Below are 21875 nucleotides of genomic sequence, written 5' to 3'. Positions count from 1 at the left end.
AATGTTGAAGCATGGCGTAATTCGTTTTTCCCTCGTTGCCTGTAGCCTGGCGCTTGCCGGGCTTGCACAGGCCATCGAGCCGGTGCTCAAGGAAAGTGATTTGCCTGTGTTGGCTCAGGAGAGCCAACATGCTACGGCCAGCAAGCGAATTGCCAATCTGTTTACCCGCTCCCATTACAAACAGTTCAAGCTGGACGATGCCTTTTCCTCCGTGATCTTCGACAAGTATCTGGAGAATCTGGACTACAGCCGCAACCTGTTTTTGGCCTCTGACATCAGCCGTTTTGAAAAATACCGTACCGGTTTTGACACCGATCTCGAAAGAGGACGGTTGGCGCCTGCCTACGAGATGTTCAACCTGAGCCAGCAGCGGCGTTACGAGCGGTTCGAATACGCCCTTAAACTGCTCGACACTCCCTTCGATTTCACCCAGAAAGATAACTACATCTTCGATCGGGAAGGGGCGGCATGGCCCAAGGATGAGGGCGAGCTCAATGAACTGTGGCGCCAGCGGGTCAAGTTCGATGCCCTGAGCCTCAAACTCAGCGGCAAAGAGTGGCCCGAGATCAAGGAGCTGCTTGGCAAGCGTTACAACAACGCCATCAAGCGGATGTCCCAGACCGAGAGCGAGGACGTGTTCCAGCTCTTCATGAACTCCTTCGCCCGCGCCATCGAGCCGCACACCAGCTATTTGTCGCCGCGCAGTGCCGATCGCTTCAACACCGAGATGAACCTCTCGCTGGAAGGGATTGGTGCGGTGCTACAGGCAGAGGATGACTTCACCGTCATCCGCTCCCTGGTGCCCGGTGGCCCGGCCGCCAAGTCCAATCACCTCAAGCCCGATGACAAGATAACCGGGGTAGGGCAGGACGATGGCAAGATTGTCGATGTGATTGGCTGGCGTCTGGACGACGTGGTCGAACTCATCAAGGGCCCCAAAGGCAGCAAGGTGAAGCTGGAGATCCAGCGCGGCAAGGGCGCCAGCGCCAAGACCGAACTCATCGAGCTGACCCGCGACAAGGTGCGCCTGGAAGACAGGGCCGCCAAGTCCAAGGTGATCAATGCGGAAGGCAAGAAGATAGGGGTACTCGAGATCCCGAGCTTCTACGTCAACCTGCATGACGACGTCATCAAGGAGCTCTCCAGCCTCAACAAGCAGAAGATTGATGGTCTCATCGTCGATCTGCGTGGTAACGGTGGTGGCGCCCTGACCGAAGCCTCGGCGTTGAGTGGCCTGTTCTTCACCAGCGGTCCCGTGGTGCAGATCCGTGATCACATGGGCCGTATCACGGTCAATGGCGACGATGACGGCAATGTCTACTATGGCGGCCCGATGTCGGTGATGATTGACCGCTACAGTGCCTCGGCCTCCGAGATCTTCGCCGCCGCCATGCAAGACTATGGTCGCGCCCTGATCCTGGGTGAAAACTCGTTTGGTAAGGGCACGGTGCAGCAGCATCGCAGTCTGGCCAAGGTCTATGACTTCTACGAGCAGCCGCTGGGTCACGTGCAGTACACCATCGCCAAGTTCTACCGGATCAACGGTGGCAGCACCCAGAACAAGGGTGTCGCGCCTGACATCGGCTTCCCCACCGCCGCCACACCGGGCGAGACCGGGGAGAGTCAGGAGTTCAATGCGCTGCCCTGGGACAAAATCGCCTCGGCCAGTTACGACAAGTTGGGGGACTTCTCCAGCCTGCTCGCCAAGCTGAAGAGCGATCACGAGGTACGGATCAACAAGGATCCTGAATTTGCCTACGTGATGCAGGACATCAAGGAATATCAGGCGGACAAGGACAAGAAGTCAGTCTCCCTGAACGAAGCCGAGCGGCTGGCCGAGCAGGCCAAGCAGGACGAGAAAGCGCTGGCGCGAGCCAATGAGCGACTGATCCGTCTTGGCAAGCCGACGGTGAAGAGCCTGGATGCGTTGCCGACCGATTTTGTGGCGCCCGACGAGTATCAGATTGAAGCCGCGAATATCACGGCGGATCTGGCTCGGTTGAGCAAGAAAAGCTAGCCGATAACGCAGCGATATAAATGATAAAAAGGGCGACTCAGGTCGCCCTTTCTTTTTGATTGTCTCCCGCCTGCGAAATGCAAACTGTTTGACCCTGCCGATCGGTTGTGACAGCCTCTGACTCGTCAATAACAACGCGTGGAAGCAGACAATAATGACCGAACTCTCCCAGGCCATGACGGCCAAATATCGCCAGGATTACCAGGCGCCGCTCTACTGGATTGACAGCATCGATCTCGATTTCCAGTTGCAAGAGCCCAAGACCCTGGTCACCGCCATCTCCCGCCTGCGTCGCAACGGCGAGCACAAGGATCCGCTGGTGCTGGACGGTGAAGGGCTTGTGCTGCAGAGTATCAGCGTCGATGGCATTCCCTTCAGCCAGTACGAGCAAGGCGAGAGCAGCCTGACCCTGTTCAACCTGCCGGCCGAATGCGTGCTGACCATAGTCACCGAGCTGGATCCCGCCGCCAACACCGCGCTGGAGGGGCTCTACAAGTCCGGTGATGCCTATTGCACCCAGTGTGAGGCCGAGGGCTTCCGCCGTATCACCTATTACCTCGACCGCCCCGACATCCTGGCGCGCTACAGCACCCGCATCAGTGCCGACAAGGCCAAATATCCCTTCCTGCTATCCAACGGTAACAAGGTCGAGAGCGGCGATCTGGATGGGGGCCGCCACTTCGTGCAGTGGCAGGATCCTTTCCCCAAACCCAGCTATTTGTTCGCCCTGGTGGCCGGAGATTTTGACGTCGAGCGCAGCAGCTACCGCACCAAGAGTGGCCGTGATGTGGCGCTCGAGATCTTCGTCGACAAGGGCAACCTGGATCGTGCCGGTTTTGCCATGGAGAGCCTCATCAACTCCATGCGCTGGGACGAGCAGCGTTTCGGCCTCGAGTATGACCTCGACATCTACATGATCGTCGCGGTGGACTTCTTCAACATGGGCGCCATGGAGAACAAGGGGCTGAACATCTTCAACTCCAAGTTCGTGCTGGCCAACCCCGCCACCGCCACCGACACCGATTACCACGGCATCGAGCGGGTCATCGGCCACGAGTATTTCCATAACTGGACCGGCAACCGCGTCACTTGCCGCGACTGGTTCCAGCTCAGCCTGAAAGAGGGGCTGACCGTGTTCCGGGATCAGGAGTTCTCCTCCGATCTGGGCTCGCGCGGGGTCAACCGCATCAACAATGTGCGCACCGTGCGCGGCCCGCAGTTTGCCGAAGACGCCGGTCCCATGGCGCATCCCATCCGCCCGGATGTGGTGATCGAGATGAACAACTTCTACACCCTGACCGTCTACGAGAAGGGCTCGGAAGTGATCCGCATGCTGCACACCCTGCTGGGTGAGGCGAACTTCCAGGCCGGGATGAAGCTCTACTTCGAGCGTCACGACGGTCAGGCGGTCACCTGTGATGACTTCGTGCAGGCGATGGAAGATGCCTCCGGCGTCGATCTCGGCCGTTTCCGTCGCTGGTACAGCCAATCCGGTACCCCCGAGCTCACCGTGGCGGATGAATACGACGCCGCCACCGGCACCTACCGTTTGTACGTGCGTCAGCACACGCCACCGACCCAGGATCAACCCCAGAAGCTGCCGTTGCACATTCCCCTCGACATCGAGCTGTATGACGAGCGCGGTGCGGTGATCCCGTTGCAGTATCAGGGTAAGGCCATCGCCCAGGTGCTGAACGTGCTGGAGGCGGAGCAGACCTTCGTGTTCGATCGGGTGCCCACCAAGCCAGTCATCTCCCTGCTGCGAGACTTCAGTGCCCCGGTCAAGCTGCACTTTGACTACAGCGATGAAGACCTGGCCTTCCTGATGCGCCATGCCCGTAACGAGTTTGCCCGTTGGGACGCGGCCCAGATGCTGGTCAACAAGGCGGTGATCGCGGGCGTAAGCCAGGTTCAGCAAGGACGGGAGCTGGCACTCTCCGCCACCCTGCTGGCGGCCTTCGTCGCCATCTTTGAAGATGAGTCGCTCGATCTGGCGCTCAAGGCCGAGCTGTTGGCCCTGCCGGGGGAGGCGACCCTGGCCGAGCTGTTCGACAGCGCCGACATCGATGCCATCCATCAAGTACGAGACGCCATTCAGGCTCAACTGGCCGCGGCCTTCGGGACGCGGTTGGCAGCAAGCTATGAGAGTCTGCGCCTGACCGGCTACAAGGTGGTGCATGCGGACGTGGCCAAGCGTGCCCTGAAAGCCGTGGTACTCGGCTATCTGGCAGCATTGAACCCGGAGCAGGCCGATGCCCTGGTGCGCCAGCAATACGCTCAGGCCGACAATATGACCGACACCCTGATGGCGTTGCAGGTGGCCAACACCCATCTGCTGCCATGCCGCGCCGCGCTGCTTGCCGATTTTGAAGGCAAGTGGGCCCACGATGGCCTGGTGCTGGACAACTGGTTGCGACTGGTCGGCAGCAAACCCGCCGCCGATGTGCTGGTCGAGGTGAAGCAGGCCATGGCGCACCCGACCTTCAGCATCCGCAACCCGAACCGGCTGCGGGCCCTGGTGGGCAGCTTTGCCATGAACAACCAGGCGCAGTTCCATGCGCGTGATGGCAGCGGCTACCGCTTCCTGACCGACCTGTTGATCGAGCTCAACGAGGTCAATCCCCAGGTGGCGTCCCGCCTCATCACCCCGCTCATTCAGTTCAAGCGACTCGATGAGGGACGCAAGACCCTGATCCGCACCGAGCTGACCCGCTTGGCCAAGCTGGATTGTCTGGCACGGGATCTATTCGAGAAGGTGAGCAAGGCGCTGGCGCAGTAAACGGCGGTTGAATATGAATGACGGGCAGGGGAGCCATGATCTCCTGCCCGTTTCGTTTGATGATGAGACCCGTCAGGGCAATCAAGGAGCCAATGTGCGGCAATATACTTTTCGGCTGGCCCTCGGCCGCGATGAGATCATGCTGATGTATCAGGGGCAGGCCAAGCGGTTGGTGGTGCGCACCGAGCAGGGGCTGACCCTGGAGCTGGGGTTGGAAAAAATCCGCGCTTTCGTCGCCACCAACGGTGTCCACGGCCATTTCCGGCTGACCACGGAGGATGATCACCGCTTTGTGAGGCTAGAGAGAGTCAATTAGCGTCGAATAATCTAGCGATCCTCGCCGAGATGGGTAGTGGGGATGACCGCTTTTGGCGATAAAGCCAGCAGGGAATTCTGCCTGTTTCTGTAAAACGCATAAATTAACAAAACTTGAACATATTTCCGGGTAAATATCTGCTTTAAGTCACTATCTATCCGGTTAATTTGCTTAAAGGCAGTGAGATTTTCTGATTTTTGGCGACTTGGCAAAATTTATCACAACCCAAGCCGTGATCTGCCCCTTGTTTTTAACATCCCGTTATCACCATTGCTCGCCTTCCATGATCCAAGCCATTACACTTCGCAGCAACTCTGTACCGGTGGGTATCCAGCGTGGTTACCCATGTGTCGGTGATGTCGTCCGATAAGGAAACTAGCAATGGCATTGAAAGACGCCCCTACCTCAGTTCTGCTCGAAAACGTTCTCAGCCTGATCCATCAAAAGTTGCCCAAGAAGAGTGCCTCTTTGGTCGAGTGCTTCGTCGCCAAGTTCTACGGCAACATGGCCAGCACCGATCTGCACGATCGCAATGACAGCGATCTCTACGGTGCCGCGCTCAGTCTGTGGAATGCGCTCAACCAGCGCACCAGCACTAGTCCCTATATCCGGGTTTACAACCCCGAGCTGACCCGCCACGGATGGCAGTCTCCCCATACCATTGTCGAGATCATCTTGCAGGACACGCCTTTCCTGGTGGACTCCATCCGCATGGCCTTGAAGCGCCTCAATATCACCGCCCACATGATGCTGCATCAACCGCTGCACCTCATTCGCGGCAGCGAAGGCAAGATTAGCGCCATTCTGGAACTCGACAACACCGCAGAGCAGACCTCGGTGGAAACCGCCTTCCTCATCGAGATCGATCATCTGACCGGTGACGAGCAGATGGAGGCGCTGGCCGCCGAGCTGAAATCCGTGGCCGGTGAAGTGGCGCTGGCGGTGGGGGACTGGCAACCCATGCTGGCTCGCCTCAACGAGATCATCGCAGAATTGCCCAAGCGCAAGAACCCGGTCAGCCAGGCCGAGGTCGATTCCAGCGTCGCCTTCCTCAAATGGGTGGCGGCCAACAACTTCACCCTGATGGGTTATCGCCGCTATGACGTCAAGGCGGTGGAAGGGGATCACGAGATCCTGCCACTGGCGGATTCGAGCCTCGGCCTGATGAAAAACTCCATCAAGGATGAAGGCCAGCGTTTGGGCAACATGCCCGCCAGCGCCCGCCACGCGGCCCTGAGCTCCGACTTGCTGATCCTCACCAAATCCAACAGCAAGGCCCGCGTTCACCGTCCGGCCTATGTGGATTACATCGGCATCAAGCGCTTCGACGAGCATGGCAAGGTAGTGGGGGAGGATCGCTTCATCGGTCTGTACGCCTCGTCCATCTACAACACCAGCGCGACCCAGATCCCTCTCATCAGCCATCGCCTCGAGCGCATCATGGCGGCCTCCGGCCACGAGAAAGGCTCCCACGCCTACAAGGCACTGCTCAACGTCTTGGAAACCTACCCGCGCGATGAGCTCATTCAAGCCCGCGAAGAGGAGCTGCTGGCCACCGGTCTCGGGGTGCTGGAGATGCAGGAGCGCGACATGCTGCGCCTGTTCGTGCGCCGGGATGTGTATGGCCGCTTCTTCTCCTGCATGGTCTATGTCACCAAGGAGCGCTACAACACCGCGCTGCGGGTCAAGACCCAGCAGATATTGCAGAAATATTTTGGCAGCAACGACGAGGTGGAGTTCAACGTCTACTTCTCCGAAGGCGTGCTGGCCCGGACCCACTACATAGTGCGGGTCAACAATAACAACGTGGATGTGGATGTGAACGAAGTACAAAACAACCTGATCGAAGCCGCCCGTAGCTGGGACGACCGCCTCGACTCCGTACTGCTCTCCCATTATGGCGAGGCCCGTGGCAATGGCTTGCGTCGCCGGTTCAGTACCGCCTTCCCCCGTGCCTACAAGGAAGATGTGCTGCCGGGCTCTGCCGTGGCCGACATCATGGCACTGGACAACCTGAGCGAGGCCGAGCCCCTTGGCATGTTGTTCTACCGCGCCCAGGAAGAGGAGAACGATCGTCGGGTACGGCTCAAGCTGTTCCACCGCACCGAACCCATTCACCTGTCCGATGTGCTGCCCATGCTGGAAAACATGGGGCTGCGCATCATCGGCGAGACCCCGTATCAGGTACGCACCCCGACCGGGGAAGTGTTCTGGATCCTCGACTTCTCCATGCTGCTGCGCGGCGATCAGCCCTTCGACCTGGCCCAGAGCCAGCAGCGCTTCCAGCAAGCCTTCGCCGGCGTCTGGAACAAGACCCTGGAAGATGACGGCTTCAACCGTCTGGTACTGGGCGCCAGCCTCACCGGCCGTCAGGTCTCGGTGCTGCGGGCCTATGCCAAATACATGCGCCAGACCGGCGTCTCCTTCAGCCAGTCCTACATCGAAGAGACCCTGACCCGTTATCCCGAGATTGCCCAGCTGTTGTTCGCCCTGTTCGAGCAGCGCCTCAATCCCGCCATCAAGCAAGACGCCAAGGCGCAGCAGCAACTGCACGACCAGCTCGCCGCTAAGCTGGATCAGGTCGCCAACCTCGATGACGATCGCATCATCCGCCGCTACATGGAGATGATCGACGCCACCTTGCGCACCAACTTCTATCAGCGGGACGCGCAAGGCGAGATCAAGCCCTACATCTCCTTCAAGCTGGCCCCGTCCAGCATCACCGACATGCCGCTGCCGCTGCCGAAATTCGAGATCTTCGTCTATTCGCCGCGGGTGGAAGGGGTGCATCTGCGCTGGGGCAAGGTTGCCCGTGGCGGTCTGCGCTGGTCCGATCGCAAGGAAGACTTCCGTACCGAAGTGCTGGGTCTGGTCAAGGCGCAGCAGGTCAAGAACACCGTCATCGTGCCGGTCGGCGCCAAGGGTTGCTTCTACTGCAAGCAGATGCCGGTCGGCGCCCCTCGCGCCATCATCCAGGAAGAGGGCAAGGCTTGCTATCGCCTGTTCATCCGCGGCCTGCTCGATGTAACCGACAACATCATCCAGGGGGAGGTGATCCCGCCCAAAGACGTGGTACGCCACGACGAGGATGACTACTACCTGGTGGTCGCCGCCGACAAGGGCACTGCGACCTTCTCCGACATCGCCAACGAGTTGAGCCACGAATACGGCCACTGGCTCGGCGACGCGTTCGCCTCCGGTGGCTCGGTCGGTTATGACCACAAGAAGATGGCCATCACCGCGCGCGGCGCCTGGGAATCGGTCAAGCGTCACTTCCGCGAAGTCGGCCTCAACTGCCAGACCAGCGACTTCACCTGTGTGGGGATCGGTGACATGGCCGGCGACGTGTTCGGCAACGGCATGCTGCTCTCCGAGCACACCCAGCTGGTGGGCGCGTTCAACCACATGCACATCTTTATCGACCCGACCCCGAACGCCGCCCAGAGCTTCGTCGAGCGCCAGCGCCTGTTTGATTTGCCGGGCTCCAGCTGGGACGATTACAACCGCGAACTGCTCTCCGAGGGCGGCGGCATCTTCCTGCGCTCGGCCAAGTCCATCAAGCTGAGTCCGCAGATGCAGACCCTGCTCGGCACCGACAAGGCCAGCATGGCCCCGAATGAGCTTATCAAGGCGCTGCTCTGCCTGAACGTGGACCTGCTCTGGAACGGCGGCATCGGCACCTATGTGAAGAGCTCCCGCGAGAGCGATGCCGAGGTCGGCGATCGCAGCAACGACGTGTTGCGGGTCAATGGTCGTGACCTGCGTGCCCGTATCGTGGGCGAGGGCGGCAACCTCGGCTTCACCCAGCTCGGCCGGGTGGAATATGCCAGCCAGGGCGGTCACATCAACACCGACTTTACCGACAACGTGGGCGGGGTGGATTGCTCCGACAACGAGGTCAACATCAAGATCCTGCTCAACCAGCTGGTGGCCGCCGGGGATCTGACCCTCAAGCAGCGCAACCAGATGCTGTATGAGATGACCGATGCGGTGGCGAAGATCGTCATCACCAACGCCTATCGCCAGTCCCAGTCCATCTCGGTCACCGCCTTCCGTGGCGCCGAGCAGCTCAAGGAGCAGCAACGCTTCATCCAGGGCCTCGAGCGCGAAGGCAAGCTGGACCGCGCACTGGAATTCCTGCCCTCCGACGAGGAGCTGTCCGAGCGGATGGCGGCCGGGCAGGGCCTGACCCGCCCCGAGCTGGCCGTGCTGGTGGCCTATGGCAAGATGGTGCTCAAAGAGCAGCTTAACTGCCCGGAAGTGATCGACGAGCCCTTCCTCGCCAACATGCTGGTGACCAGCTTCCCGGCCCAGCTGCAGCAGCAGTTCGGTGCCCAGCTTGCCCAGCACCCGCTGCGCGGCGAGATCATCGCGACTCGCGTCGCCAACATGTTGGTCAACGACATGGGGCTGAATTTTGCCAGCCGGATGAAGGACGAGACCGGTGCCTCGGTGGCCGAAGTGGCCTGCTGCTTCGCCATGGCCCGCGAGGTGTTTGGTCTCAATCAGCTGTGGCGCGACATCGAAGCGTGCGACAACCTGATGGGCGCCGAGACCCAGCTCGAGCTGATGTTCTACAGCCGCCGCATCGTGCGTCGTGCCACCCGCTGGTTCCTGCGTGCCCGTAATCGCAGCTGGAGCATCAGCGAGAACATCGCCTTCTTCCGCCCGGCGTTCGAGACCCTGGCAGAGCACCTGTATGAGGTGATGGACGAGAGCGAAGTGGCCGAGCATCAGCAGAAGGTCGCCGAGCTGGTGGCCAGACAGGTGCCGGATACCATTGCCCGTCAGGTGGCGCACATGAGCAGCCTCTTCTCCAGCCTGGATCTGGCGCAGATCGCCGCGGAGCACAAGACCGACATCCTGCGCGCCGCCAACGTCTACTACCGCCTCGGTGCCAAGCTGGATCTGCACTGGTTCCTCGAGCAGATCAACCATCAGCCGGTGGGCAACCACTGGCAGGCGATGGCGCGCTCCTCTTTCCGCGAGGATCTGGACTGGCAGCAACGCAGCCTCACCTCAGTGGTACTGGAAGGGTGCAAAGAGCAGGGCGAATGCGCTACCATACTGGCCGACTGGATTGCGGAGCATGAGCAACTCTTGTCCCGTTGGACCCACATGTTGGCCGACTTCAAGACCACCAGCACTCACGAGTTCGCCAAGTTCTCGGTGGCCTTGCGAGAGTTGAACCTGCTCCAGTTGAATTGCCGAACTTCGATTTAACGTTTTATTGGCATCATCAAGAGCCCCGGCAGTTGCCGGGGCTTTTTTAAGGAGCAAACATGCTGTACCCCCTCGCCAGGCATTTCCTGTTCAAGCTGAACCCAGAACAGGCGCACGATCTCTCCATCAAATATTTGCCCCGCCTTCTCGGTACACCACTCGATTGTTTCTTCCGCCATGCATTGCCCAAACGCCCCGTCACTTGCATGGGGCTTAATTTTACCAATCCGGTGGGCCTTGCCGCTGGTCTGGATAAAGACGGCGAATGTATCGATGCATTTGGCGCCATGGGGTTCGGCTTTATTGAAGTCGGGACTGTGACCCCTAAACCCCAGAGCGGAAATGACAAGCCCAGGCTGTTCCGGGTTATTCCGGCAGAAGGGATCATCAACCGCATGGGATTTAACAACAAGGGTGTCGATCATCTGGTGGCCCGGGTTCGTGAAGCCAAATATCAGGGGGTCATCGGCATCAATATCGGCAAGAACAAAGACACGCCCATTGAGCAGGGCAAGGATGATTACCTGATCTGCATGGACAAGGTTTATGATCATGCCGGTTATATCGCCGTCAATATCTCGTCCCCCAACACTCCGGGCCTGCGTCAATTGCAATACGGTGAGGCGCTCGATGAATTGTTGGCGGCGCTGAAGGTGCGCCAGCAAGAGCTGGCGGCCCAATATAAGAAGTACGTGCCGCTCGCTGTTAAAATTGCGCCGGATCTCAGCACGGATGAAATAAACCAGGTGGCCGCGTCTTTGATCAAAAACGGGATCGACGGGGTCATTGCCACCAATACCACCCTGGATCACGAGATGATCTATGATCTGCCCCATGCCGGTGAGGCGGGCGGCCTGAGCGGGCGTCCCCTGCAGCACAAGAGCACCGAAGTGATCCGCCTGCTGGCCAAGGCCCTCGATGGCGCGCTGCCGATTATCGGGGTAGGGGGCATCGACAGTGCCATGGCCGCCCGGGAGAAATTGGCAGCGGGTGCCACCTTGGTCCAAATTTACAGCGGCTTTATTTATAAGGGCCCGGCATTGGTGAAAGAGATCGTCACTCATATTTAAAAAATAACCGCTTGCCCTTATTTAAAGTTGCTCAAATTCTCGACATGGAATAAAGTCGAGTAACGGCTTTAGTAAGGGCAACCTCATGTGTATCCAACCGAATGACAATTGGCAGTGGCATTATGATGCCCAAGATGATCGTCTGATGCTGGATTTATCCGATCGCATGATATTTGCCACCGAATATAAAGGGCGGCAACTGGTGCCGAGCTCCTTCACCACCCAGCCATTCTGTGTGGACGATGCCGCGCTCTATTATCAGTTGATGGACAAGATTACCGAACTCAATTGGAGTACACCCCATCAGGTTCAACTGGTACTGAATGCCATCGCCGTCAGCCGCTTTTATAAACCGCTGATGCCGCAAAGCTGGTTCTTTAATGAACAACATGCCCAATGTGTGCTGGAGACCGGTTCACTGGTGTGCATGCACACCGCCCATGGCCGGGGTGATTTCATGGTGATCGAGGCGGGGGAGCAGGCGAGTGTCTGTCTGAACCTGACCGAGGATCTGATATTGACCACCAGCAAGATCCTGCCCCGTTTCGGGGTGATCAAGGTGATGAATAATCGCATGCAGCCAAGAGCCGTTCCCGCGGCGCAATATCGCCAAGTCAGCTGACGGATAACGCGATCGTCAAATAGATCCTGTATTGGTGCTTATTTTCTATCCCTTCTCCTTTTTCATATCCATCTCCTATATCCGCCTATTACCGCGCGGCGACCCTATAGACCGCCGGTGTATCAAGAGTAATGCGGCAGCATGCTGCACTGCCTCGTGTCGATAAAATAGATCAAAGCTGCTGCCAGATTGCGTGGCAGGCACATAACCCTCGATGGCAGGCCGGATGTCGGCGATATCCCGCTCTTTCCTTGGCCGCTCGGCAGAGCGCTGGCCCTTTATATTCCCGTGGAGCCCAAGGTTCGGATGCCGAGTGCGGGCCGATAAGGTATAATGCGGCACTATTTTTATGGCATCCCCGTGAGCGTGATGAAAGAATTCTTTGCAACCTGCCCCAAGGGGCTGGAAAACCTGTTGGCCGATGAGCTGACCACCCTGGGCGCAGAGCAGGTCCGTGAGACCGTCGCCGGCGTCCATTTCAAAGGCGAACTGGCCATTGGCTACAAGGCCTGCCTGTGGAGCCGCTTTGCCTCCCGCATCGTGCTGGTGCTGTCCGAATTCCAGATGAATGACGATCTGGACCTCTATCTGGGCGCCCACACCATCCCCTGGGAAGAGCACTTCTCCGGCTCCTCCACCATAGCGGTGGACTTTACCGGTACCAACCCCGCCATTCGCAATACCCAGTACGGCGCCTTGAAGATCAAGGATGCCATCGTCGATCGCTTCACCAAGCGTGGCCACGTGCGCCCGGACATCGACAAGAAGTCGCCGGACATCCGCATCATGGCGCACCTGGGCAAAGGCAAGGCCAACATCACGCTGGACCTGTCCGGCCCGGCCCTGCACCAGCGTTTCTATCGTCAGGGCACCGGTGAGGCGCCACTGAAAGAGAACCTGGCGACCGCCATGATCGCCCGCAGCGGCTGGGCCGGTGAGCCGATGATGGACCCCATGTGCGGCTCCGGCACTCTGCTGATTGAAGCGGCCTTCATCGCCGCCGACATGGCACCGGCCCTGCGCCGCGAGCGCTTCGGTTTCGATCGCTGGCTGCAACACGACAGCGAACTGTGGCAGAGCCTGATGATGGAAGCCCAGGTGCGTGCCAAGCGCGGCATGCAACGCTGTGAGGTCAAGCTGTTTGGCTGTGACGCCGATCCGCGCGTGCTGATGAAGGCCCGTGACAACGCCAAGGCCGCCGGGGTGGCGCACCTCATCACCTTCAAGCAGGCCGATGTGACTGCGCTGGAAAACCCGCTGCCGATGCCGGTTGTGGAAGGGGAGGCACGTGAAGTCGGCATGCTTATCTCCAACCCGCCCTATGGCGAGCGTCTGGGTGAGTTCCCGGCGCTCTTGGAAGTGCACCAGGCGCTGGGTGATGCCCTGCGTCGCAGCTTCCAGGGCTGGAAGGTCTCCATTTTGTCTGCTTCGCCCGAGCTGCTCAGCTGCCTGCGCCTGCGGGCCGACAAGCAATATCGCCTGTTCAACGGCGCGCTCGAGTGTCAGCTGCGCAACTACCAGATTGCGCTGGACTCCGTGGCATCCCAAAAAGAGGTGGCCCAGGACTTCGCCAACCGTCTGCGCAAGAACCTCAAGACCCTGGAGAAGTGGGCCAGCAAAGAGGGCATCGACTGCTACCGTATCTACGATGCGGACTTGCCGGAATACAACGCCGCCATCGACCGCTATCAGGATTACCTGGTGGTGCAGGAATACGCCGCGCCTAAGGATATCCCCGCCCAGAAGACCCGTCAGCGTCTGCTCGACATGGTGCAGGCCGCCATCAAGGTGACCGGCATGGACGGCGAGAAGGTGATCCTGAAGGTGCGCGAGCGCCAGGAAGGCAAGCAGCAGTATCAGAAGCTCTCCACCGAGCAACACCGGATGGAGGTGCAGGAGTACGGCGCGCGCCTCTGGGTCAACCTCTACGACTACCTGGATACCGGCCTGTTCCTGGATCACCGCCAGACCCGTCGCATGCTGGGTCAGATGGCCAAGGGCAAGCGTTTCCTGAACCTGTTCGCCTACACCGGCAGTGCCACCGTGCACGCGGCGCTCGGCGGTGCCAGCGAGACCACCACGGTCGACATGTCCTACACCTACCTGGATTGGGCGCAGGACAACATGCGGCTGAACTCCCAGGTGGGGCGCCAGCACAAATTCGTGCAGGCCGATTGCCTGAAGTGGCTGTCGGACGCCGATGGGCAATACGATCTCATCTTCATCGATCCGCCCACCTTCTCCAACTCCAAGCGGATGGACGAGAGCTTCGACGTGCAGCGCGATCACCTGCTGCTGTTGCAGCACCTCAAGCGTCTGCTGGCAGCCGACGGCACCCTGGTGTTCTCCAACAACAAGCGCCACTTCAAGATGGACTTGGCCGGTCTGGAAGCCGCGGGCCTCAAGGCCCAGAACATCACGAACAAGACCCGGCCAAAAGATTTCGAGCGTAACGTGCACATCCACAACTGCTGGTTGATCACCCACGCCGACACGGTTGTAGCCGACTGATGCTGACCCTGTTTCATACCGACGGTTGCCACCTGTGTGAACAGGCATGGCAGCTGCTGGAAGAAGCGGGCTTGGCCACTCGGACCCGCCAGTGCGACATCATGGAAGATGCCAGCTGGCTTGAGCGTTACCGGGTACGCATCCCGGTACTGCGAGATGACACAGGCCGGGAGCTGGGCTGGCCCTTCACCCTGGCCGAGCTCAGGCACTGGCTGGCGGCGTAAGCGGGCCACTGTGGCGCGCGCATGACATTGATTGAGAGTGGGGCAGACCGGGTCTGGCCCGCTTTTTCATGAAGAATTAAGGAAAAGACATGGCTTTATTAACATTGCACGGCGCCTGTTTGTCGTTCAGTGATTTCCCGCTGCTCGACAATGCGGAACTGGCGATCGAACGTGGCGAACGTCTCTGTCTGGTGGGACGTAACGGGGCGGGCAAGTCCACCCTGATGAAGGTCATCGCCGGCGAGCTGCCGCTCGATGACGGCCGCATGGTGCAGCAGCAGGATTTGAAAGTGACCCGCCTCGAGCAGGATCCCCCCGCCTCGAGCGATCTGACGGTGTTTGACTACACCGCCGAAGGGCTGGCCGGGGTCGGCGAGCTGCTCAAGCAGTATCACCACATCGCCATCGAGCTGGGCCACGACCCTTCCGACGCCAACATCCGCAAGATGAGCGAACTGCAAGAGCAGCTGGATTATCAAAATGGCTGGCAGTTCGAGACCCGCATTAGCCAGGTGCTGACCCTGCTCAACCTGGATCCCGATGCGACCCTCGACAGCTTGTCCGGTGGCTGGCTGCGTAAAGTGGCCCTGGCCCGCGCCCTGGCCTGCGATCCGGATCTGCTGCTGCTCGATGAGCCGACCAACCATTTGGACATCGAAGCCATCAACTGGCTGGAAGAGTTCCTGAAAGATTTCCGTGGTGCCATCGTGTTTATCTCCCACGATCGGGAGTTCATCCACAAGCTGGCGACCCGGATCATCGATTTGGATCGCGGCGAGATCACCTCCTGGCCCGGCAACTACGATCAGTACCTGCTGGGGAAAGAGGAGTGGTTGCGAGTCGAAGAGCTGAAAAACGCCGAGTTCGATCGCAAGCTGGCGCAGGAAGAGGTGTGGGTTCGTCAGGGCATCAAGGCGCGCCGCACCCGTAACGAAGGTCGCGTGCGCGCGCTAGAGGCGATGCGGATGGAACGTTCTCAGCGCCGCGAGCTGCAGGGCAAGGCCAAGCTGCAGATGGACGATGTCAATCGCTCCGGCAAGCTGGTGTTCGAAACCGAAGGGCTGGGCTTGGACTTTGGCGATCGGACCCTGTTCCAGGGGCTGGACTTGCAGGTGCTGCGCGGCGACAAGATTGCGCTGGTTGGCCCGAACGGCTGCGGTAAATCCACCCTCATCAAGCTGCTGCTTGGCCAACTCGAGCCCAGCCGTGGTGTGGTCAAGGGCGGCACCAAGCTGGAAGTGGCCTATTTTGACCAGTATCGCGATCAGCTCGATCCCGAGCAGACGGTGATGGACAACGTGGGGGAGGGCAAGCAGGAAGTGATGGTGCGCGGCCGCTCCCGTCACATTCTGGGCTACCTGCAGGACTTCCTGTTTGAACCCAAGCGGGCACGTACCCCGGTCAAGGCCTTGTCAGGGGGTGAGAAAAACCGTCTACTGTTGGCCAAGCTGTTCCTCAAACCCAGTAACTTGTTGATTTTGGATGAACCAACCAACGATCTGGATGTCGAAACGCTGGAATTACTGGAAGAGCTGCTGGCCGATTACCCGGGTACCCTGCTGCTGGTCAGCCATGATCGTCGCTTTATCGACAACACGGTCACCGGTTGCTGGCTGTTTGAAGGGGATGGCCGGATCAGCGATTATGTGGGCGGTTATGCCGACATGATGGAGACCCGCGCCCTGCAAGAGGCGCAGCAGGTAGCCAGAGCCGCAGCGCCCAAAGTGGCAGAGCCTGTCGCGGCAGCGGCGGAGCCGGCCAAAAAAACACGTAAACTCTCTTACAAGTTGCAACTGGAGCTGGATAATCTACCGGCCCGACTGGAACAGTTAGAGGGCGAGCTGGATGCCCTGCAGGCGGAGGTAAACGACCCCAGTTTCTTCTCCCTGCCGAGCGATCAGACCCAGCTCAAACTGGATGCATTGAATGCAGCAGAGGCTGCATTGGAACACGCCTTCTCCCGTTGGGAGGAGTTGGAAGCGTTGAAACATCAAGACTAAGGAAGTAGATGAAAAAGCAATTATCCATGCTGGCCATTTTGGTCGGCGCCAGCCTCAATGCACAGGCGGCACAGAGCTCCTTTTTCACCATCGTTGATAACGAAGTCAAGGGCTACGCCAGCGGGATCAGTACCGATGGCAGCGGACTCCTCGGTATCAATACCAAGAACAACACGGCCGAGTATTTCTCGACCGTGCAGTTTGCCGACTTCCTGGTCGATCGCTTCCGGTTTGAACAAGGCTGTATGCTGTCCGGCTCGGTTTGTGACTCCTTCTGGGACGACAACAACACGGGCAACTTCGCCTACCAGTGGCGCCTCGATTTCCGTGCCAACACGGATCAGCGCAGCAACGTCGGCTACGTGGTCAGCAATGAAACCGACGGTTTGGTGACCGCTCTCGGCGATACCCCAGCCAATCGCGTCGGTTACAAGATGGCAGGCAAGGTGCGCACCGCCTTTGCGGTCGTGGCCGATGGTAATCCTGTCGAGCTCAAAGATGCCGCCAGCACGCAAAACTTGGCCCATAGCCTGAGTGTGCCGGCTGCCATCAAGAAGCTGAATAACGGCCAGTATCTGGTGACTGGGACCGCGGCCAGCGGCCTGAATCACGTGGTTAACGGCGACTTCTCTCGTTACTGCTTCGAAGGCAATGACGATCAGGGTGGCGATTTCCGCTACTGCCCAGGGGTTGATACCCAGGCCAGCTTCTGGCTGCTCAACGGCTCCGGTGGCTTCAACAAACTGATGCAGGCGGGCAACTATGCCAATGGACGGGACTCCGTACTTCAAACCGCCTCCGCACTCGGTGCCGTCGAATTGAATGGCACACTCTATGGCGTGGGCTACAGCTCCACCGGTGAATACGGCTCTGGTGATCTGGATGGTCGTAACCTGGCCAGCTACTGGACCCTGGATCTGAACGCCGGCACAGTAGGGGCCACCCAGGTCATCCCCTTGCCAGAAGGCCAGCCAGGCAAAGACGATGCCAAGCTGCAACACAGCTGGGCTGTGGCGGTCAACGACAACGGCTATGTGATCGGTAACCAACGCTATCGCATCAACAAGGGTCAGAACCGACCGGTCGAGATGTTCCTGTATAACCTGAATACCCCGACCAATTCGGCCGTGGTGCCCATGCAGGACAACCCGCTCTCAGGCTCAGGCTCAGAGGCCGCCGCCATCAACGATCACAACATGGTGGTTGGCTGGCGTGATTCCCGCCATCAGACCCAGCCGGTGGTCAACGGCACCAACCGTATGCAGGAGGCCTTCCTGCTCAACGCAGCGGCACCAAATAACAGCTGGTACCTCAACGATCTGATCTGCGGTCTGGATGATGCGGGTGCCAAGCAGTGTGCCCAGAATGGTAAGTTCTATCACATTGCCTTCGCGAGCGGCATCACGGCCGACGGCACTGTCGCTGCGACTGCTTATCGCTACGACAGCGAGAGCGATCTGAAGAATCGAATCAACGCAACCGTGGTTGCGGTGAAACTGGCTCCGACCGTCAAGGATTATCAGGGTAATGCGCCTGCCAGTTACGTGGTCAGCAATGCTCCAACCAATAACCAGACTGGTCAGGATGGCGAAGATGGCGGCGGTGGCAGCCTGTTCTGGTTGACGCTGCTGGCAGTACCCTTTGCCTGGCTGCGTCGCCACCCGCGATAAAAAGAGGTGTCATTAAAAGTTAATGCAGTTCAGCATCTTGTGTCACATTGCCGAAATAGCATGACATTTTTTGTTTGACCCTTCTCCCCCCCTGGGGTAAAGATGAAAGCGACCGGTGAAAACTTGGTCGCTTTTTTTGTTCCACGAAGAGGGTCGTAGATGATGAAGAGACAGAAACGGGACCGTCTGGAAAGAGCTCGCGCTCGTGGTTATCAGGCTGGCGTGGTCGGCAAACAAAAAGAAGCGTGTCCATACCAATGTCTGGATGCCAGAGGGCATTGGCTTGGTGGTTGGCGCGACGCCATGGAGGGGCGAGGCTCAGGCCTCTTCATGAAGTAACCGATACTTCATCACTCATTACAAAAGGAAGGGGGCCACGATGGCCCCTTTACGTTGTCTTCAAAGCAGCCGTCATCGATGTGAAGAACGGCTTGCGTCAGCTCAGGGCTGCAAACACTTTCAATAGAAAAGGGGCAACGATGTTGCCCCTTTCTCATGGTCTGTGTACACACCCAGTCTTAGAATGCGGTGGTGTCCTTGAACAGGCCCACTTTCAGATCGGTTGCACTGTAGATGGGACGACCATCCACTTCCACCACGCCATCGGCGATGCCCATCACCAGCTTGCGGTTGATGACACGTTTGAAGGTGATCTTGTAGGTGACCTTCTTGGCGGTCGGCAGGATCTGGCCTGTGAATTTCACTTCACCCACACCCAGCGCCCGGCCTTTGCCCGGGCCGCCTTTCCAGCCGAGGAAGAAACCGACCAGCTGCCACATGGCATCCAGACCCAGACAACCTGGCATGACCGGATCGCCTGGGAAATGGCAGCCGAAGAACCAGAGATCCGGGGTGATGTCGAGCTCGGCGATGATCTCGCCTTTGCCGTGTTCACCACCGTTATCGGTGATCTTGACGATGCGATCCATCATCAGCATGTTGGGGGCGGGCAGCTGGCTGTTCCCCTCACCAAACAATTCGCCGCGGCTGCAGGCAAGCAGCTCTTCACGGGTAAAGGATTCTTTGCCTTGTTCACACAGGGAAAGGCGGGGATGAATGCTGTCGTTATCTAGGGTCACGCTGTTTATCCTTCATATGAGTCAAAGCCGGGCCAATTTAGCGTACAGTTGTGCGCTAAACAACTCCGATCTCTTTATTACAAGCCGAATAGGCGGCCCAACAGGCTGCGCAGCAGCCCGCTTTTGGGGGAGGTGCCATTGAGTTCATCCAGTCTGTCCTGGATGCGACCAAATAGGGTATCCGGCATATCCGGCTCACCGGCCACACACCCGGTCAGCAACTCGATGGCCTCATCCACATGATCCACCGGGTGGATATGGAACTGGCCTGCTTCGACGGCGGCAATCACCTCATCGGAGAGGTTGAGTTGCTGGACATTGGTGCTGGGCAGGATGATGCCTTGCTTGCCGGTGATGCCGTGGATCTTGCACACCCGGAAGAAACCTTCGATCTTCTCGTTCACGCCGCCCACGGCCTGCACATTGCCAAACTGATCGACCGCGCCGGTCACCGCGAAGTGCTGATAAATGGGTTGGCGGGCGAGGGCGGAGAGCAGGGCGCACAGACCGGTCAGGGAGGCGCTGTCCCCATCGATTTCATGGTAGGACTGCTCGAATACCAGGTTGGCCGAGAGCGGCGAGGGGTTCTCTGCACCAAATTTATTGGAGAGATAACCGTGGATGATCATCATCGCCTTGGCATGGATGTGACCGGCCAGCTCGGCTTTGCGCTCGATATCCGCCACGTCGCCGTCACCCAGATGCACGGTGGCGGTCAGGCGGACGGGCTCGCCGAAATCATAGGGGTGGCCGGCGACTTGGATGACCGACAGACCGTTGATCTGGCCGATCTCCTCGCCATCGGTCTGCAGCAGGATCTGGCCATCGATAACCCCCTGATCGGATTGCTCCACCAGGTAGTTGAGGCGATAGTCCTGCTCTTCCAGGGCAAGCAGAATGTGCTCATCGGTGACGGCCTCGGCCTCCATCTCGCGGGCTAGGCTATCGGCCATGCGCATGAGGGCACTGAGTTGCACCTCGGAGAGGGCTAACCACTCTTGATGATCGCACAACCGGCTGGCATGACGACAGAGGGCGAGGAGGGCGGCTGGAGTGAAATCCAGCAGGTTCCAGCGTACTCGCACCCAGGCCAAGTATTGCAGGAAGGCCGGCAGATCTTCTTCAATATCCACCTCGGACACGAGGTCAGCCCGCAGGAAGATGCGCTCCGACATGTCCCGGTCCAGCATCTGGAATTCGGCTACCTCGAGGCGATCGCCTACCAGGATCAGCTTGAGCCGAATGGGGGTCGCCTCGGGGGCGAAGAAGGGAGTCAGCGTCTTGCCTTCCTGATAGGCATTCCAGTCCAGCTCGCCCTTGAACATGGCATTCTTGAGCTTGAACCAGAGATGGGGCTGATCGAGCAGCTCATCGAGTTGCAAGATAAGATAGCCGCCGTTGGCTTCGCGCATCAGACCCGGCTCCAGCAGGTGCTGGTTGGCATAGACGGAGCCTTGTTCGGTCTGGTAGTTGATGGAGCCGAACAGGGTGTCCCAGTTCAGATCCCGACCATAGATGACCGGGGCTTGCTGCTCCTCATGATGGATCAGCAGATTGATGAGCACGGGATGCTGGAACTCGAGTCCCTGCGCTACGTGCGCCGCCAGATCGGAGAGAAAATCCACGATCTTGGGGTCATTTTCCTGTTTGCGGATGATCCTGGTGACCAGACGCTCGGCATCCAGATGATGACTCATCAGCTTGAGCAGTTCGCCCACCATCTCGCAAAACTCGAACCCGGTGCCGGGTTGCAGGCGCAGCCAGATAGGTTTGAACGGGTTGTTGAGGTTCTCGGTATAGCAAAGATCGAACAGGTCGCCATCTTTGCCATTGGAGGCGGCGATCAGCGTCTGGCAAACGCTCTCATAATCGGCGCCGGGGAAGCCGTTGAGCAGCATGACCGGGCAGTCACCATCGAAACTGGCCAGCCGTTTGATGCCAGAAATGGCTCTGGGTTGCAGGGCTGCGAAAGGGATGGGGTCGAGCTCACTGAGCGCAGGAAACTGCTCAATCGCAAAAGCGGGTTTTAGTTGTTCTGATGCTAATTCAGCCACTTAAGACATCCGGTCGGGGATAGGATCAATTGTTTCCATTATACACAGTTCGATCAGTGGGAACAGGAAACAAGATTGCCTCACTCAACTTATGTTTAGAACATGTTCGCTTCGTGATATTTCATTCACTTCACGGCATTATCTAAATGATTTTAATGGAAAAAATAAAGATCAAATTACACTTATCCCATTCAACTTCATGAGCTGAGATCATAAGCATAAATGGGGTGATTTTTATCACGGGGCTGGGCGGGTGAGCTCATAAAATACATCGACGCTTTCACTCGATGACTGGCTACTGAGGATTGTG

13 protein-coding genes are annotated in these 21875 nt (G+C 58.7%); 11 read left to right on the top strand and 2 right to left on the bottom strand.

The window, feature by feature from the left end; genetic code table 11:
- The first annotated feature begins 1 nt into the window (after position 1).
- The 11 genes from prc to rmf all read left to right on the top strand — a co-directional run bounded on the left by prc (position 2) and on the right by rmf (position 18771).
- Positions 2 to 2017 carry a carboxy terminal-processing peptidase gene (gene prc / locus BN1137_RS02415; protein WP_050717071.1) on the top strand — a complete coding sequence of 672 codons (2016 nt, stop codon included), beginning with the start codon at positions 2 to 4 and terminating at the stop codon, positions 2015 to 2017.
- Positions 2018 to 2171: 154 nt separating this feature from the next.
- Positions 2172 to 4796: an aminopeptidase N gene (pepN, locus tag BN1137_RS02410; protein ID WP_050717070.1), complete on the top strand. Its 2625-nt coding sequence runs from the start codon at positions 2172 to 2174 to the stop codon at positions 4794 to 4796.
- 94 nt (positions 4797 to 4890) lie between these two features.
- On the top strand, positions 4891 to 5112 hold the full coding sequence (locus tag BN1137_RS02405; RefSeq protein WP_050717136.1) for a DUF2835 family protein: 222 nt from the start codon (positions 4891 to 4893) through the stop codon (positions 5110 to 5112).
- 381 nt (positions 5113 to 5493) lie between these two features.
- Complete coding sequence (locus tag BN1137_RS02400; RefSeq protein ID WP_050717069.1) at positions 5494 to 10335, top strand: NAD-glutamate dehydrogenase; 4842 nt, start codon at positions 5494 to 5496, stop codon at positions 10333 to 10335.
- Positions 10336 to 10394: 59 nt separating this feature from the next.
- On the top strand, positions 10395 to 11405 hold the full coding sequence (pyrD, locus tag BN1137_RS02395; RefSeq protein ID WP_050717068.1) for a quinone-dependent dihydroorotate dehydrogenase: 1011 nt from the start codon (positions 10395 to 10397) through the stop codon (positions 11403 to 11405).
- 85 nt (positions 11406 to 11490) lie between these two features.
- The gene (locus BN1137_RS02390) at positions 11491 to 12027 is read left to right on the top strand and encodes a cell division protein ZapC (RefSeq protein WP_050717067.1); all 537 of its coding nucleotides are present in this window, start codon (positions 11491 to 11493) and stop codon (positions 12025 to 12027) included.
- A gap of 333 nt (positions 12028 to 12360) precedes the next feature.
- Positions 12361 to 14538 (top strand): bifunctional 23S rRNA (guanine(2069)-N(7))-methyltransferase RlmK/23S rRNA (guanine(2445)-N(2))-methyltransferase RlmL, encoded by a 2178-nt coding sequence (gene rlmKL, locus BN1137_RS02385; RefSeq protein ID WP_050717066.1) that lies wholly within the window; start codon positions 12361 to 12363, stop codon positions 14536 to 14538.
- Positions 14538 to 14762 (top strand): glutaredoxin family protein, encoded by a 225-nt coding sequence (locus BN1137_RS02380; protein WP_050717065.1) that lies wholly within the window; start codon positions 14538 to 14540, stop codon positions 14760 to 14762. The genes rlmKL and BN1137_RS02380 overlap by 1 nt, the downstream gene beginning before the upstream one ends.
- Positions 14763 to 14851: 89 nt before the next feature.
- A complete protein-coding gene (gene uup / locus BN1137_RS02375) occupies positions 14852 to 16762 on the top strand; it encodes an ATP-binding cassette ATPase Uup (protein ID WP_050717064.1) in 1911 nt (636 codons plus the stop codon).
- An 8-nt stretch (positions 16763 to 16770) separates the two neighbouring features.
- Entirely contained in the window at positions 16771 to 18432 is a 1662-nt protein-coding gene (locus tag BN1137_RS02370) for a DUF3466 family protein (protein WP_050717063.1), read from the top strand.
- 159 nt (positions 18433 to 18591) lie between these two features.
- Complete coding sequence (gene rmf, locus BN1137_RS21760; RefSeq protein ID WP_005315693.1) at positions 18592 to 18771, top strand: ribosome modulation factor; 180 nt, start codon at positions 18592 to 18594, stop codon at positions 18769 to 18771.
- Positions 18772 to 18950: 179 nt separating this feature from the next.
- On the opposite strand, the gene fabA is transcribed toward rmf, so the two are convergent.
- Both fabA and BN1137_RS02360 read right to left on the bottom strand, forming a co-directional pair.
- Complete coding sequence (fabA, locus tag BN1137_RS02365) at positions 18951 to 19511, bottom strand: 3-hydroxyacyl-[acyl-carrier-protein] dehydratase FabA (protein ID WP_050717062.1); 561 nt, start codon at positions 19509 to 19511, stop codon at positions 18951 to 18953.
- A 77-nt stretch (positions 19512 to 19588) separates the two neighbouring features.
- Entirely contained in the window at positions 19589 to 21565 is a 1977-nt protein-coding gene (locus BN1137_RS02360; RefSeq protein ID WP_050717061.1) for a Lon protease family protein, read from the bottom strand.
- Positions 21566 to 21875 lie beyond the last annotated feature (310 nt).

Source organism: Aeromonas tecta (genome assembly GCF_000820185.1).
GTDB classification, from domain to species: domain Bacteria; phylum Pseudomonadota; class Gammaproteobacteria; order Enterobacterales; family Aeromonadaceae; genus Aeromonas; species Aeromonas tecta.
Note: the sequence above shows the minus strand (reverse complement) of the source record. Positions and strands in the feature narration are given on the sequence as shown.